Here is a 15568-nt window from a genome sequence, read left to right as displayed (position 1 = left end):
CAGCGGGTCGACTATTTACTTGAGAATTATATGGTAAATTCGCTGGCGGGTGCCAGCTCCTGACAGGAGGGACGCCATGCGCGTCAGCGTGACCGACGACCCCGCGACCACGACGGCCTCCCGCACCGGCGGGCCGCCCGCACCGGCCGACCCGCTGCGCGCCGCCTCCTTCGCGGAGCTGCGGTCGCTGTTCGCGATGGAGCCCGACGCGGTCCACCTCAACACCGGCACCATCGGCGTGATGCCGTACGAGGTGCTGGACGTCAACGACCGGGTGACCCGGGAGTGGAACGGCGGACTGCGCAACGTCTACCCGCCCGGCATGTACCCCGAGCACCGCGCCGCCATCGGCCGGGCGTTCGGCGTAGACCAGGACGAAATGGTGATCTGCCACAACGCCACCGAGGGGGTGGCCCGCGTCATCAACGGGCTCGACCTGCACGAGGGCGACGAGGTCATCACCACCAGCCACGAGTGCTACTCGGTGCTGTCCAACTTCAACCTGCTGCGCAACCGGCACCGGATCACGCTCACCGTGCTGACCCCGCCGGTCGGGCCGGACGTCACCGCCGAGGAGATCGTCGACATGTTCGCCCGGGCGATCACGCCGCGGACGAAGGTGCTGGCGTTCGCCGCCGTCACGCTGTTCACCGGCACCCGGATGCCGGTGCGCCAGCTCTGCGACCTGGCCCAGCAACACGGCCTGACCACAGTGGTCGACGGCGCGCTGCTGCCCGGCCTGTTCGACACCGACCTGCGCGCGCTCGGACCCGACTTCGTCACCTGCTCCGGCTCGAAGTTCCAGTGCGGGCCGCTCGGCACCGGGCTGCTCTACGTCCGCAACAAGGTCCACCCCGAGCACAACCCGCTGCCGCTGCCGACGTTCTGGCCGGTCATCTCCACCTGGTACCCGATGATGGGCGCCCCGCCACCGCGTACCACCACCCGGGTGGAGAGCTACAACATGGGCGACTACCTGCAGAGCGCCGGCAGCGCCAGCATCGCCCGGGGCGCCGCCCTGGCGAAGGCGTGCGAGCTGTGGGACCGCATCGGCCGGGACCGGATCGAGCGGCACGCGGTGGCGCTCGGCGCGCACACCCGCGCCCGGATCGTCGAGCGGTTCGGCGTCGAGTCGCTGTACTCACCGCTCACCGACGACCGGCTGACCGCGCCGCTGGTGGCGTTCAACCCGTTCCCCGACCGGGCCGACGGCTGGAACATCACCAAATTCGCCCGCCTCGTCGACGAGTTGGAGAGCCGGCACCGGATCTGGACCCGGTGGACCGAGTTCGACGTCGCCGGCTCACCGCACCAGCACTACGCCGCCCGGATCTGCACCCACCTCTACAACACCGCCGAGGAGGTCGACCGCGCCGTCGACGCCATCGCCGACCTCGTCCGGGAGCTGTCATGACCGTCGCCCCGTACCGGCCGGAGCCGGCCACCGCGCGGCGGCGCGGCGGCGTGCTGCGGGTGGTCGCGCCCACCGACGCCGCCCCGCTGGACCCCAGCTGCGCCCCCGCGTCGGCGGCCCCGTTCGTCCGGCTGCACACCCGGCAGCTCGTCACCTGGCAGACCGCCCGGCACGTCCGCGACTGGCAGGCCGTCACGCCGGTGCCTGACCTCGCCCTGGAGGTCCCCTCCACCTGGAACGCCGGGCTCGGCGCCAGCCACCGCAGCTACGTGTTCCACATGCGCCCCGGTGTCCGCTGGGACACCCCCGACCGGCGTCCGGTCAGCGCGCACGACGTGGTCCGCGGCTTCAAACGGATGTGCAACCCGGTCCGGCCCTCGCCGTCGCTCGCGTACTTCGCGAGCACCGTGCGCGGCCTCGCCGACTTCGCCACCGCCTGGGCGGCGGAGGCCACCCACCGGGCCGGGGACGCGGCGACGCTGGCCGCGTACCAGAACGCGCACGAGATCCCCGGCGTCTTCGCGCTCGACGACGAGACGCTCGTCATCGAGCTGGCCCGGCCGGCGCTGGACTTCGTGCACATGCTCGCGCTGCCCGCGGCGTCGGCGGTGCCCGTCGAGCACGACGCGTTCGTCCCCGGCAGCCCCGAGGCCGCCGCCCACCTGCGCGCCAACGGGCCGTACCGGGTGCGGCGGCACCGGCCCGGCGAATGGGTCGAACTGGTCCGCAACCCGGCCTGGGAGCCCGCCGCCGACCCGTACCGGCGGGCCGAGGCCGACCGGGTGGAGCTGCGCCTGAGCGACGGCGCCGGCCGCGCCGACGCGGAGCCCACCGACGCGCCGGCCGAGGTGCCGGTCGCGCCCGCAGTCGGCGGGCTGCCGGCCGCCGAGCCGGTCGACGGCGACGGCGCGCTCGGCTGGGCGCTCGACCCGTACCTCCTGCTCAACCTGCGCGACCCGGTCTGGGCCGACCCCCGGGTACGGCAGGCCGTGGCGCTCGCCGTGGACAAGGCCGCGGTGGCCGACCTGTACCGGCGGCACCGCCCCGGCGTGCCGGTACGGATCGCGGGCTCGCTGATCCCGCCGGGCAACGCCGGGCACGACACGGCCGATCCGTACCCCACCGGTGATCCGGCGCGGGCCCGTGACCTGCTCGCCTCGGCGGGCCACGCCGACGGCACGCCGCTGGTCCTGATCCACCCGCACTCCGGCCTCGGACCCGAGGTGGCGCACGCCTGCGCGAGCGACCTCACCCGGGCCGGCCTGCCGACCCGGGCGGTCGGGCTCGCCGACGCCGCGTACACCGAGGCGCTGCGCGCCCCCGCCACCGCCGGCGGCTGGCAGCTCGCGGTGGCGGCGCGCGTACCCGACTGGCTGGAGCACAACGGGCGGGTCTTCGCGCAGGCGATGCTCCAGGCGACCCCGGTGCCCGGCGGCGCCAACCACGGCGGCTACGCCGCACCCGAGGTGGACGCGCTGATCGAGCGGGCGCTCGACGCGCCGGAGCCGTGGCGGGCCGACGCCGCCTGGCGGGCCGCCGCGGAGCGCGCGGTCGCCGACGTGGCGGTGGTGCCGATCCTGCACCGGGCGCCGGTGGCCGCGCCGAGGCGACCGGACCGGGTCGACGGGATCGCGCCGCTGCCCCCGCAGGGGTACGCGGTGGACCTCACCGCCGCACGCCCGGGGGTGGACGAGTGAACCCGCTGGTCCGCGACTACCTGCCGCGCGGCCTGCGCCTCGGCCGTCTGGTCGACGGGCTCGTCGACTGCTACTACGGTGACCCGGCGCTGCGCGACCAGGTCGCCGCCGAACCGCCGCCCGACCCCCGCGAGCTGTCCCGCCAGGCCGGCCGGACGCTCGCCGCCCTCGACGACAGCGACCTCGAACCGGCCCGCCGCGGGTACCTCACCGCCCAGCTCGCCGCGCTGCGCGCGGTCGCCGACCGGCTCGCCGGCACGCCGATGTCGTTCCGGGAGGAGGTGCGCGCCTGTTACGACGTCGACGTGACCCGCACCCCGCCGGAGCGGTACGCGGCGGTGCACGACGAGATCGACGCGCTGCTGCCCGGGCCGGGACCGCTCGTGGACCGGGTGGAGGAGTTCTACCGGCGCAACACCGTCCCGCCGGAACGGCTGCACCGCTGCGTGCAGGCGGTCTCCGACGCGCTGCGCGAGCGGACCCGGGACCGGTTCGGCCTGCCCGGGACCGAGCGCGTCGAGTACACGGTGGTCCGGGACGCGCCGTGGAACGCGTACAACAGCTACCTGGGCGGCTTCCGCTCCGCCGTGGCGCTGAACGCGGCGAGCGGCCGGTCGGTGGCCGCGCTGCCGATCATCGTGGCGCACGAGTCGTACCCCGGCCACCACACCGAGCACTGCCTGAAGGAGGCCGGCCTGGTCCGCGACGGCGGCCAGGACGAGCACACCATCGCCCTGGTCGACACACCCCGGTGCCTGGTCACCGAGGGCCTGGCCGAGGCGGCGGTCGACGCGGTGCTCGGCCCCGGCTGGGGCGAGTGGACCGCCGGCATCCTGGCCGGGGAGGGCGTCCACGTCGAGGGCGAGCGGGTCGAGCGGATGCGCGGCCTGATCGTGCGCCTGCTGCCGGCCCGCATCGACGCCGCCCTGCTCCTGCACGACGAGGGCGGCGACCGGGCGGAGGCACTTGCCTACCTGCGGCGGTGGATGCTGCTGCCACCCGACCGGGCCGAGCAGATGGTCACGTTCGCCGCCGACCCGCTGTGGCGCGCGTACTCCGTCACCTACTCCGAGGGCGGCCGGCTGGTCGACGCCTGGCTGGCCGCCCGCGAGCCGGACACCAGCCTCGCCGACCGCTTCGACACGCTGCTGCGGGAGCCGCTGCTGCCGTCGCAGCTGCGCGCCGAGGTGGCGGGGACCGCAGAGACGACGAAAGGTGTGTGCCGATGAACGGCGGCCAGCCCCGGTACGGGGGAATCCTGCGGCTCTACGGGCCCGGCAGCATGGACCATCTCGATCCGGCCTGCGCCTACTACATGCTCGGCGGGCAGATCATCCGGCTCTTCGCCCGCCAGCTGTTCACCTACCGGCCGGTCGCCGACCTGCGCGACCCGTCGGCCGTCACGCCTGTGCCCGACGTGGCCGAGGCGGTGCCGACAGTGGACAACGGCGGCATCAGCGCAGACCACACCCGCTACACGATCCGGCTGCGTCCCGGCGTGTACTGGGACACCGACCCGCCCCGCGAGGTGACCGCCGGGGACTTCGTGCGCGGCTTCAAGCGGATGGCCAACCCGGTGCTGCAGGCCGGCGGGATCGGCTACTTCACCAGCACCATCCGGGGGATGGCCGAGTACTGCGACGCGTACGCCGCCGCGATCACCTCGGCCGAGCCGGCCGCCGCCGAGCTGGCCGCGTTCCAGAACAACCACGAGATCGCCGGCGTCCGCGCCGTCGACGACCGGACGATCGTCTTCGACCTGATCCGCCCGGCGGTGGACTTCCTGCACATCCTGGCGCTGCAGTGCGCCTCCGCCGCCCCGGTCGAGTACGACGAGGTGCTGCCCGACAGCGCGGAGTTCCGGCGGCGGGTGCGCTCCAACGGGCCGTACCGGATCACCCACTACGCCCACGGCGAGTCGGTGCGGCTGGACCGCAACCCGGTGTGGCGCAAGGCGTCCGACCCGGTGCGCCAGCAGTACCTGGACGGGGTCGAGGTGACCATGGAGATCGCCAGCCCGCAGCAGGTGGGGGAGGTGATCGACAGTGGCCGCGCCGACCTGTCCTGGGCGTCACCGATCACCGAGCCGTACGACGTGGCGCCCACCGACCCGGGCAACGACCTCGGCTACGCGCTCAACCCGTACCTGGTGTTCAACCTGCTCAGCCCGAACGCCGACCGGGCGATGAGCAAGCTCAAGGTGCGTCAGGCCATCGCGTACGCGATAGACAAGGCGGCGATCGCCGAGATCTACCACGGCCTGGAGGCCGGGACGGTGATGTTGTCCGGGCACACGGCGATCCCGCCCGGCAACGACGGGCACGTCGACTTCAACCTGTACCCGACACCGGGGGACCGGGGCGACCCGGAGCGCTGCCGGGCGCTGCTGGCCGAGGCGGGCTACCCGGACGGGCTCACCCTCACCGCCGTGCACCGGGACGTGGACGCCAACCCGGAGGTGGCCCGCTCCTACGCCGCCGACCTGGAGAAGGGCGGTATCAGCGTCCGTCTGGTCTCGCTCGGCCACGCCGAGTACTACCAGTTCCTGCGCGACCCGGCCAACGCCCGCGCCGGCGCCTGGGACATCTCCGCCCCGTCCTGGACGCCCGACTGGTTCGGCCCGAACGGGCGCACCTACGTCCAGCCGATGTTCCAGACCAACACGTCCCGCGGCACCAGCAACTACGGCGGTTACAGCAACCCGGAGGTCGACCGGCTGATCGAGGAGGCGCTCGGCGCCACCGACCGGGCCCGCGCCACCGAACTGTGGCACCAGGTCGACCTGTGCGTCATGCGGGACGCCGCGATCGTGCCGATCCTCGTGCACGCCCCGACCATCCCGCACCGCAAGGGCCGGCGGGTCCGCAACGCGATCGCCATGCCCACTGTGGACCGCTGGTTCGACCTGTCCAACCTCTGGCTGGAGGAGTCCGCATGACCACGGCAGACGCATCGACGGACCTCGGACTGATCCCCGGCGCGGACGGCCCGCGCCGCGGCGGCACGCTCACCCTGGTCGGCGCGGGCGACGTCGACCACCTCGACCCGGCGCTGGCGTACCACACGGTGACCCGGGGGATCGTCCGCGCGTACACCCGGCAGCTGGTCACCTACCCGTCGACCCGCGACCATCGGCGGGCCGGGGACCTGGTGCCGGACCTGGCGGTGGCGGCGGACGGGCCGTACGACGCCGAGGGCCGCCGCTACCGGTTCACGCTGCGCGACGGGCTGCGCTGGGACCTGCCCAACGGACCCCGGCCGTTGACCGCCGCCGACGTGGTACGCGGCATCAAGCGGCTGGCCCACCCGATGGCGCCCAGCCCCGGCCTGCCCTACTACCTGAGCACCGTCGAAGGGCTTGCCGAGTTCCGCGACGACCTGCTCACCCTGCCCCGCGACCTCAACGTGGTGGCGCCCTACCTGGAGGCCGCCGAGGTGCCCGGGCTGCGGGTGCTCGACGACCGGACGGTGGAGCTGATCACCCGCCGCCCCACCTCCGACTTCCTCAACCTCCTGGCGTTGCCGTTCGCCTCCCCGGCGCCGGAGGAGTACCTCTGGTTCGTGCCCGGCAGCCCCGAGCTGGACCAGCGACTCGGCTCGATCGGGCCGTACCGGATCACCGCCTACGAGCCGGACCGGCTGATCACGCTGGAGCGCAGCCGCACCTGGGACCCGGCCACCGACCCGGTCCGTGCCGCCCACGTGGACCGCATCGAGGTGCGGCAGGGGCTGGACGAGAAGACCTGCCACGACATGGTGATCCTCGGTGACGCCGACATGTTGTGGGACATCCAGCCGCTGACCGAGCGGCTGCCGGAGATGTTCGCCGCCGGGGACCCCCGGCTGGAGGTCTGCCCGGCCGGTCTGTTCAGCCCGTACCTGGTGATCAACGTGCTCAGCCCGAACGAGGGCGGTGCGCTGGGCCGCCGGGAGGTCCGGGAGGCGTTGCAGTACGCGATCGACAAGACCGCCGTGGCCGAGGTCTGGGGCGGGCGTCGCCTCAACGACATCGCCGAGCAGATCCTGCCGCCGCTGTGCCGCGCGCACCGGCCGTTCGCGCCGTACGCGGCGAACGACGGCGCCGGCGACCCGGAGCTGGCCCGCCGGCTGCTCGCCGACGCCGGCTACCCCGACGGGCTCACGTTGAAGCTGGTCTACCGGGACCGGGACATCCACCCGGAGACCGCGCGGGTGGTCCGGTCCGCCGCCGCCCGGGCCGGCATCACCCTCGACCTCGTCCCGGCCGGCATCACCGAGCTGTTCGGCACGTACCTGGGCCGGGCCGACGGCGCCCGCGAGGGCCGCTGGGACGTGGCGCTGTCCGGCTGGGAGCCGGACTGGCACGGCAACAACGCCCGCGTCTATCTCCAGGCCCTCTTCGACAGCTCCGGCGTCTCCGGCAACGACGACTGGGGGTCGAACTTCGGCCACTACCACAACGAGGTCGTCAACGAGCACATCGACGCGGCGCTGAGCTGCGCCGACGAGAGGGCCGCGAACGAGCACTGGCGGGCCGCCGAGCGGGAGGTGCTGCGCGACTGCGCGGTGGTGCCGATCCTCTTCGCCCACCAGTACTGGCTGCGCGGGCACCGGGTGCGCAACTGGCTGCCGTACCCGGTGCTCAACGGCGACCTGACCAACCTGTGGCTGGGGGAGGACTGACGCCCGGGCCGATGAGCGGCGACGACCACCGTCTCACCGTACGTCTCGGCGAGCTGGCCCAGGCCCACGCCGACCGGGCGGCGGCGCGCGCGGGCGTGCCCGCCGTCCGGCTGGACCGGCTGGCCGCCGAGCCGCTGCGCCTGGACGAGGACTTCTGCCGGGAGGTGGCCGACCGCTACGACGCCGCGCCGATGGTCACCGCCGGCACGGCCCGCGGGTACGCCCGGCTGGCCGCGGAAAACCTGCGGCAGTTCCGGCTGATCGGCGAGGCGGGCATCCGGGTGCTGCCGTGGACCGTGCCGGGGCAGCCGTACCGGGACTCGCGGGACCTGGTCGCGCGGGTCCGCGCCACCGGCCTGCTGCACGTCTTCCTCACCCGCCACGGGCACGGGCCGGCCGGCGCGGACGGCGACCATCCGCTGCGCGCCCCCGCCGGAGTCCGGGCCGGCGGGGAGGAACTGCTGCACAACGACATCTTCCGGGCGGTGCACGACGTCTTCGGACACGTCCTGTTCGGCAACACGTTCGGGCCGCGCGGCGAGTTCCGGGCCACCCGCTGCCACCTCGCGATGTACCCGCCCGACCTGCACCCGCTGGTCTTCGCCGAGCTGGTCGGCCAGCTCTGCTGGTTCTTCCACGGGCCGCACCTGCGCCGCCCGGACGGGACGCTGCCCCGGCGCGGCGAGCCCGGGTACGTGCCGCCGCCACGGCGTCCGTACCCGCCGCAGAAACAGCTCGTGTACGACCGGCGCACCCTGGACCGGTTCGCCGCGCTGTTCACGTCGCCGGGCTGACCGCCGACATCAGGAAGTCGGGCACCCGCAGCGGCGGCATCACCATCCGGGTGAAGTAGTCGCCCCACTCCCGGGGCAGCGCCGGCACCGGCCGCCCGGCCTCGGTGGCCCGGGCCAGCAGCGACAGCGGGCTCTCGTTGAACCGGAAGTTGTGCACAGTGCCGACGATCTCGCCGTCCTCGACCAGCCGCACGCCGTCGCGGGTGAGGCCGGTCAGCAGCAGCGACGCCGGGTCGACGTCGCGCAGGTACCACAGCGAGGTGAGCAGCAGGCCGCGCCGGGTGGAGCGCACCATCTCGGGCAGCGTCGGCGCGTCCGGCCCGCCCTCCAGCACCAGGTTGTCCACCATCGGGGTGAGCGGCGCGCCGGTCTGCTCGGCGGTGTGCCGGGTCTGGACGAGCGCGGTCAGCACACCCTCGTCGATCCAGCGGGTCGGCCGCAGCGGCAGCCCGTTGTCGACCACTGCGGTCAGGTCGTCGGTGCCCCGGCTGACCGTGAACGGGGCGCAGGGCAGCAGCGGATGGTCCGGGTCGCTGCGCAGCGTCAGCGGCAACGCGGTGAGGCGCTCGCCGAGCGGCAGCCGGCCGTCCGGGCGGCTGAACGCGGTACGCCCGTCCAGCGCGCCGCGCGCCCCGGCGGCCAGGTAGAGGTGGAGCATCAGGTCGGCCACGCAGTTCGGGGTGAGCAGCACCTCGTACCGTCCCGGCGGCAGCTCGACCCGGCGGCCGGGCCGCGCCAGCGTGGCGGACAGCTCGGCGGCGAGCGCCGGCACGTCCAGTCCGGTCAGGTCGGGCGCCGTCACACCGGCCCACGCCGAGTCGTCGCCGTCGCGCACGCTCAGGTCGAACAGGCCGGTGGACTGCGCGTGCCGCAGGCGGGCGCCGGTCGACGCGGCGAGGTAGGTGGTGACCACCCGGTGCTCGGTGTAGCCGTAGAGCCGCCGCTGCCCGGCCGCCGCGAACGCGTCGGCCAGGCCGGGCAGCACGTCTCCGAACGCGTCGACCGAGGTGCCGCCGGGCGGTTCCGCCCAGGACGGCGTCCGCCACGGCTCGGGCAGCCGCGTCGCGTCGGCGGCGGGCGGCGCGTCGCGGGCGGCCCGCTCGGCCGCGCGGACCAGGCCGGGCAGCGCGTCGCCGAGCGCGCCGCCGTGCCCGACCAGCCCGACGTGTACGCCGGCCGCGCCGTCGCGTACCGCCGCCGCTGTCACCCGGCGGGACCGGACGCTGCCGTTCGTGGTCAGCGCGTCGCCCGCCCAGCGCAGGTGCGCGGCGGCCGTCTCGTCCGCGATCAGCAGCAGCTCGTCGGCGTCACGCCGGTGCCGCAGCGCCGCTTCCAGGGCGTCCTGGATCCCGCTCACCCGTCCCGCCCTCCGGTGTCGACGACGTCGATGCCACGGAACACCGCGGACGGGCAGCCGTGGCTGGCCGCTGCCGCCTGCACCGGCTGACCCTTGCCGCACATGTCGGCGCCGGAGAGCAGCCACGTGCCCTCCCCGCCCAGCCCGCACAGCGCGGACCAGAACGCGGTGGTCTCCGCCTGGTACGCGGCGCCGGACACCTGCCCGGCCAGCCGCCCGTTGCGGATGCGGTGCCAGCGCTGGGCGGTGAACTGGAACTGCCGCCGCCGCATGTCGATCGACCAGCTGTCCGAGCCGGCCAGGTAGAAGCCGTCCGTCACGCCCGCGATCAGGGCCGCGGTGTCCGGCCCGTCCACCGCCGGGCGCAGCGACACGTTCGGCATCCGGGCCATCGGCGTGTGCCGGTACGACTCGGCGTACGCGCAGCCGGCGGAGCGCGGCAGGCCGGCCCGCGCGGCCGAGCCCCGGTCGTGCTGGAACCCGACGAGCACACCCGCCTCGATCAGCGGCCAGGACTGCGCGGCCACCCCCTCGTCGTCGAACCCGACCGTGGCCAGCCCGTGCGGGGCCGACCGGTCGGCGTCCACGCTCATCAGCGCCGAGCCGTACCGGAGCCGCCCGGCGGCGTCGGGCGTGGCGAAGGTGCCGCCCGCGTACGACATCTCGTGGCCCAGGGCCCGGTCGTACTCGGTGGCGTGCCCGACCGACTCGTGGATGGTGAGCCAGAGCTGCGACGGGTCGATCACCAGGTCGTACCGGCCTGGCCGCACCGCCGGCGCCTGCGTCTTCTCGGCCAGCAGCGCCGGCAGTTCGGCCAGCTCGCCGGCCCAGTCCCAGCCCTCGCCGTGCAGGTACTCCCAGCCGCGGGCCACCGGCGGGCCGACGGTGCGCAGCGTCTGGACGCCGCCGTCGCGCGGGCGCCGGCCCACCGCCAGCACCTGCGGGTGCACCCGGACGCGCTGCTGGGTGACGCGGGTGCCGTCCAGGTCGGCGTAGTACGTGTTCTCCTGGGCGGCGGTGGCGCGGGCCAGCACGTGCGCCACCGACTCGTGTGCCTGCAGCCCGGCGCACCAGTGGCTCAGCAGCTCCACCCGTTCGCTCTCCGGCACCTCGAACGGGTTGATCCGGTACGGCGAGCGCCAGGTCGCCCCCGGGTACGCGGGCTCGGGCGCGAGCGCGACGGGCGCGCCGCCGACGTCGGCGCAGGCCCGGGCCAGCGCCAGCGCGTCGTCGCAGGCGCGTACCGCCGCCTCCGGCGTCAGCTCGGGCGTGGCGGCGAAGCCCCACGCGCCCCGGTGCAGCACCCGTACCGCCAGGCCGGTCTCGGTCTCCTCCTCGCTCGCCCGCAGCGCCCCGTCGTGTACGACGGTGCGCCCGGAGCGGACCCGCTGCACCCGCAGCGCGGCGTATCGCGCGCCCCGCTGCCGGGCCCGGGACAGGGCGGCGTCGGCGAGGCGGGCCAGCGGAAGAGCGAGGAAGGAGTCGTCGATCTCGTCGGGCACACGCGCCTCCGGTCGCCGGGGTGCCGCCGTCCGCGCCGGTGGCGCGGCGGCCCGGGGGTTGCGGTGAGGAGACTAGTGCCGCGTGCCGCCCCGGCACAGGGCCCGCGTGGCGGCCGGGCGGCCGGCCAGCGCCGTCGCCGCGCAACAGAGCAATCGGGAAGAAGACCGCTGCCGCGCCGGGGCGCGCTTGAATTGATCGGCGTCGCTCAATAGATTGAGGGCGGGCGCCGCCGAGGTCCGCACGACCGGGCCGCCGGCGGCTGACAGGTTTGTCCCGAGCCGGGCACGTCGGTCGTACGCACCGACTTCTCACAGTGGCGCATCGACGCGCCGCCACCCGAGCGCGTCGCCGCGCCGCCGTCCGTCCGGACGCGCGTCGTCGCGTCGCGCCGCCCGACGCAGAAGGACTTCCCATGACGATTCTCCGTACCCGTTCCGGCCCGGCCCTGGCGGCGGTGACCGCGCTGGCCGCCGTCGTGGCGGCCACCGCGACGGCCCTGCTCGCCGGCCCGGCCACGGCGGCGCAGGGCTGCCGGGTCGACTACACACCCAACCAGTGGCCCGGCGGGTTCACCGCGAGCGTCAAGGTCTCGCCCGGCGACACCGCCGTCTCCGGGTGGACGGTCACCTGGACGTACGCCGGCGACGAGCGCGTCACGAACGGCTGGAACGCCACCGTCAGCCAGTCCGGCGCGACGGTCACCGCCCGCAACATGTCGTACAACGGCGGCATCCCGGCGGGCGGTTCCACCGAGTTCGGCGTGCAGGGCACGTTCAGCGCCGCCGGCGGCGCGCCGGGCGGGTTCACGCTCAACGGCGTGCCGTGCAACGGCGCCGCGCCGTCGCCGACAGTGGTGCCCACCACCGCGGTTCCGACCACCCCGCCGCCGTGCGGATGCGCCGGGGCGGTGCTCTGCGACGGCTTCGAGAACCAGACCGGCTCGACGCCGTCCGGCGACTGGAGCGTGGTGAGCCCGGACTGCTCCGGCGCCGGCACGGCCACCATCGACACGTCCACCACGCACAGCGGCAGCCGCGCGATCCGGATCAACGGCGCCGCCGGCTACTGCAACCACGTCTTCGTGCGGACCACGAAGAACCTCAGCGCCCTGGGCAGCGTCAGGTACGCCCGGATCTGGGTGCGGCACACCACCGCCCAGCCCACCGACCACACCACGATGATCACCATGTCCGACGCCGCCGACGGCAACCGGGACCTGCGGCTGGGCGGCCAGAACGGCGCCCTGCAGTGGAACCGCGCCTCCGACGACGCCACGCTGCCCGAGCAGAGCCCGGCCGGGGTGGCGCAGAGCGTGCCGCTGCCCACCAACCGCTGGGCCTGCCTGGAGTTCATGGTGGACGGCTCGGCCGGTCAGCTCCGCACCTGGCTGGACGGCGTCGCCGTGACCGGGCTGACCGCCGACGGCGTACCGACGCACGACATCGACGGCCAGTGGTACAACCGCACCTGGCGACCGCAGCTCACCGACCTGAAGCTGGGCTGGGAGAGCTACGGCGGCGGGGCCGACACCCTCTGGTACGACGACGTGGCGATGGGCGCCACCCGCATCGGCTGCTGACGGTCCGCCGGGGCGGCCGGGTCAGCGCTCGGCGGTCATGCGCTGGGTGCCGATCACGGAGAGCAGCCGCAGCGCCTCCTCCGAGGGCGAGCCGGGCGTGGCGGTGTAGATGACCACCTGCTGGTCGCGGTCGGTGATGTCGAGGACGTCGCAGTTCACAGTCACCGGCCCGACCAGCGGGTGCCGGAACGTCTTGCACAGCGTCCGCGCGCCGCCGACGTCGTGGGAGGCCCACAGGCGGGCGAACTCCGCGCTGCCGGCGAGCAGGTCCGCTATCAGCGCGGCCATCTCCGGGTCGTCCGGATAGCGGGCCGCGGCGGCGCGCAGCCGCCCGACCGAGTGGCGGGCGAACTCGCTCGCGTCCGACACGCCGTACATCAGGTGCGGGCCGAGGAACGCCCGACGGACCAGGTTGCGGTCCCGCCGGGACACCGCGGAGAAGTCCTCCATGAGCGCCGCCGCGAGGTCGTTCCAGGCGATCACCTCGAACGTCGCCGAGGTCACGAACGCCGCCGCCTGCGGCAGCCGGTGCAGCAGGTCCAGCACGCTCTGCCGTACCTCCCGGGGTGGCCCGGGCGGCGGCGCGGGCGGCTCCCCGGCCAGGTGGTGGAGGTGGTCGCGTTCGGCGTCGGACAGCCGCAGCGCGCGGGCCAGCCCGGCCAGCACCTCCCGCGACGGACGCGGAGCCCGGCCCTGCTCCAGCCGGGTGTAGTACTCGGTCGAGATGAACGCCAGCCGCGCCGCCTCCTCGCGGCGCAGCCCCGGGGTGCGGCGACGCCGCCCGGCGGGCAGGCCCACGTCGGCCGGGGCGATCCGCTCCCGCCTGCTGCGCAGGAACACTGCCAGCTCACGTCGGTCCACGACCCCAGTGTGCCCGTGCGCGGCGGCTGGTAGCCAGGTACCGCCGGTGCCTGGATGGGCTCCGCGCCCGGCCGCAGGCTTGCCGCATGGACACCACACGAACCACTGAGGGCCTGCTCGCAGACAAGGTCGCGTTCATCACCGGCGCCGGGCGGGGCATCGGCGCCGCGGCGGCCCGGCTGTTCGCCGCCGAGGGCGCCCGGGTGCTGCTCGCCGCCCGGACCGAGGAACAGTTGAAGGCGGTCACCGAACAGGTCCGGGCCGCCGGCGGCACCGCCGAGTACGTCGTCTGCGACCTGGCCGACGCGGCGAGCGTGCGCGCCGCCGTGGACCGCGTCGTCGAGGTGTACGGCCGCCTCGACGTCGCCTTCAACAACGGCGCGACGATCGTGCCGCCCGGACCGATGGACCGGGTGCGCGAAGAGGACTTCGACCACCTCTACACCGTCAACCTCAAGGGACCGTGGCTCGCCATGGTCGCCGAGGTCGCCGCGATCCGGGCCACCGCCGGCACCGGCGCGATCGTGAACAACTCCAGCGTCGGCAGCCTGATGGGCAACCCCGCGCTGCCCGCGTACGGCGCGATGAAGCGCGCGGTGAACAGCCTCACCGAATCCGCGGCGATCACCTACGGCCCGGAGGGCATCCGGGTCAACGCGATCGCCCCGGGCAGCACGCTCACCGAGATGATGCGCGCCTGGGATGCGGAGTCACCCGGGATCATCGAGCGGCTCGCCGCCGCCAGCCCGTTGCGCCGGGCCGCCGAACCCGACGAGATCGCCCAGGCCGCCGCGTGGCTGCTCAGCGACCGCGCCTCCTTCGTCACCGGTACGGTGCTGCGGGTCGACGGCGGCGCGCGGGCCTGACCGGCTCAGACGGTGGCGTCCTGGACCGGCCGGGGCGCGACCGTGTCGTCCGTGACCGGCTTGAAGCCCTTGACGACCAGGTAGACGCCGAGCGAGAACTCCCACACCGCGATGGGCAGCGCGGCGACCGCCGCCACCGGGGACAGCCGGTCCCAGGCGCCGAACAGCGTGCCCAGATCGGAGGCGACGAGCAGCGGCGCCCCGGCGAGCCCGAGCACCGGCAGGATGCGCGGCACCAGGCGGGACTGGTAGAGCAGGGAGCCCAGCAGCAGGGCGTTCACGGCCGGGAGGAGCGCCTGGCTGAGCAGGAACACCGAGTCGTAGAAGGCGACGAGTGTCCGGCCGGTGACCAGCGCGTCCGGTTCGGCGCCGGCCCGCCGCAGGGCGACCAGGGTCAGGATGCTCGCGACGCCGATGAAGATGCCGGCGGCCTCCAGCACGCGGGCGGCGACGAAGCCCAGCGCACGCACCTCACCCTGCCGCTTGAGCACCGGGTGCAGCGCGATCGCGGTGCCGATGCAGGCGAGGGCGACGATCACCTCCAGGACGCCGCCGACGACGACAGGGGTGTCCGGCGTGCCGCCGAGTATGTAGTCCGCCTCGCGTATCGGGGCGTACAGCGTGAGGGTCGGGATCGAGACGAAGGTGAGCAGGTAGAACCCGCCCGCGACCAGCGACGTCTTGCGCAGTGAGTCCATCGGGGCTGCCCTCCGCCGCTCGGCCGGTGGTCGTTCCCTCACTCTGCGGCGGATCGGCGCGGCGGCGAATCGGCCGCTCGGTCAGACTCCTCGCGCGATGCGCACGGGCCACCGGTAACGGATACCGGTGGCCCGTG

The 15568-nt window shown here is 74.6% G+C and carries 12 protein-coding genes; 8 read left to right on the top strand and 4 right to left on the bottom strand.

The features are described 5' to 3' along the window. The first annotated feature begins 76 nt into the window (after nucleotides 1-76). Genes BAW75_RS26915 through BAW75_RS26890 form a run of 6 tightly spaced genes read left to right on the top strand, consistent with a single transcriptional unit; the run spans nucleotide 77 to nucleotide 8567 of the window. Nucleotides 77-1414: an aminotransferase class V-fold PLP-dependent enzyme gene (locus BAW75_RS26915; protein ID WP_104115330.1), complete on the top strand. Its 1338-nt coding sequence runs from the start codon at nucleotides 77-79 to the stop codon at nucleotides 1412-1414. After that, a complete protein-coding gene (locus tag BAW75_RS26910; protein WP_104115329.1) occupies nucleotides 1411-3111 on the top strand; it encodes an ABC transporter substrate-binding protein in 1701 nt (566 codons plus the stop codon). The genes BAW75_RS26915 and BAW75_RS26910 overlap by 4 nt, the downstream gene beginning before the upstream one ends. Next, a complete protein-coding gene (locus BAW75_RS26905; RefSeq protein ID WP_104115328.1) occupies nucleotides 3108-4340 on the top strand; it encodes a DUF885 domain-containing protein in 1233 nt (410 codons plus the stop codon). The genes BAW75_RS26910 and BAW75_RS26905 overlap by 4 nt, the downstream gene beginning before the upstream one ends. Continuing rightward, on the top strand, nucleotides 4337-6049 hold the full coding sequence (locus BAW75_RS26900) for an ABC transporter substrate-binding protein (protein ID WP_043325235.1): 1713 nt from the start codon (nucleotides 4337-4339) through the stop codon (nucleotides 6047-6049). Before BAW75_RS26905 ends, BAW75_RS26900 begins: the two co-directional genes overlap by 4 nt. Continuing rightward, on the top strand, nucleotides 6046-7773 hold the full coding sequence (locus tag BAW75_RS26895) for an ABC transporter substrate-binding protein (protein ID WP_051611101.1): 1728 nt from the start codon (nucleotides 6046-6048) through the stop codon (nucleotides 7771-7773). Before BAW75_RS26900 ends, BAW75_RS26895 begins: the two co-directional genes overlap by 4 nt. A gap of 11 nt (nucleotides 7774-7784) precedes the next feature. Then, complete coding sequence (locus BAW75_RS26890; protein WP_104115327.1) at nucleotides 7785-8567, top strand: hypothetical protein; 783 nt, start codon at nucleotides 7785-7787, stop codon at nucleotides 8565-8567. Here BAW75_RS26890 and BAW75_RS26885 read toward each other — a convergent pair. Together BAW75_RS26885 and BAW75_RS26880 are read right to left on the bottom strand one after the other, a co-directional pair. Beyond that, nucleotides 8551-9924 carry a metallopeptidase TldD-related protein gene (locus tag BAW75_RS26885; RefSeq protein ID WP_104115326.1) on the bottom strand — a complete coding sequence of 458 codons (1374 nt, stop codon included), beginning with the start codon at nucleotides 9922-9924 and terminating at the stop codon, nucleotides 8551-8553. The two genes, BAW75_RS26890 and BAW75_RS26885, sit on opposite strands and share 17 nt — an antisense overlap. Continuing rightward, a complete protein-coding gene (locus tag BAW75_RS26880; RefSeq protein ID WP_104115325.1) occupies nucleotides 9921-11426 on the bottom strand; it encodes a TldD/PmbA family protein in 1506 nt (501 codons plus the stop codon). The genes BAW75_RS26885 and BAW75_RS26880 overlap by 4 nt, the downstream gene beginning before the upstream one ends. A 413-nt stretch (nucleotides 11427-11839) precedes the next feature. Here BAW75_RS26880 and BAW75_RS26875 point away from each other — a divergent pair, with 413 nt between their 5' ends. Next, nucleotides 11840-13006, top strand: coding sequence for a cellulose-binding domain-containing protein (locus BAW75_RS26875; protein WP_104115324.1), 1167 nt, complete (start codon nucleotides 11840-11842; stop codon nucleotides 13004-13006). 21 nt (nucleotides 13007-13027) lie between these two features. On the opposite strand, the gene BAW75_RS26870 is transcribed toward BAW75_RS26875, so the two are convergent. Continuing rightward, nucleotides 13028-13867: a helix-turn-helix transcriptional regulator gene (locus tag BAW75_RS26870; RefSeq protein WP_064447392.1), complete on the bottom strand. Its 840-nt coding sequence runs from the start codon at nucleotides 13865-13867 to the stop codon at nucleotides 13028-13030. An 86-nt stretch (nucleotides 13868-13953) separates the two neighbouring features. Here BAW75_RS26870 and BAW75_RS26865 point away from each other — a divergent pair, with 86 nt between their 5' ends. After that, a complete protein-coding gene (locus tag BAW75_RS26865) occupies nucleotides 13954-14733 on the top strand; it encodes an SDR family NAD(P)-dependent oxidoreductase (protein ID WP_104115323.1) in 780 nt (259 codons plus the stop codon). 5 nt (nucleotides 14734-14738) lie between these two features. Here the strand turns inward: BAW75_RS26865 and BAW75_RS26860 are convergent, their stop codons facing one another. Then, complete coding sequence (locus tag BAW75_RS26860; protein ID WP_104115322.1) at nucleotides 14739-15431, bottom strand: DUF4386 domain-containing protein; 693 nt, start codon at nucleotides 15429-15431, stop codon at nucleotides 14739-14741. Between the last annotated feature and the right edge of the window lie 137 nt (nucleotides 15432-15568).

It is taken from the genome of Micromonospora chalcea (assembly GCF_002926165.1).
GTDB lineage: Bacteria > Actinomycetota > Actinomycetes > Mycobacteriales > Micromonosporaceae > Micromonospora > Micromonospora chalcea.
The sequence above is the reverse complement of the archived record's forward strand: the minus strand, read 5'-3'. Positions and strand labels throughout refer to the sequence as shown.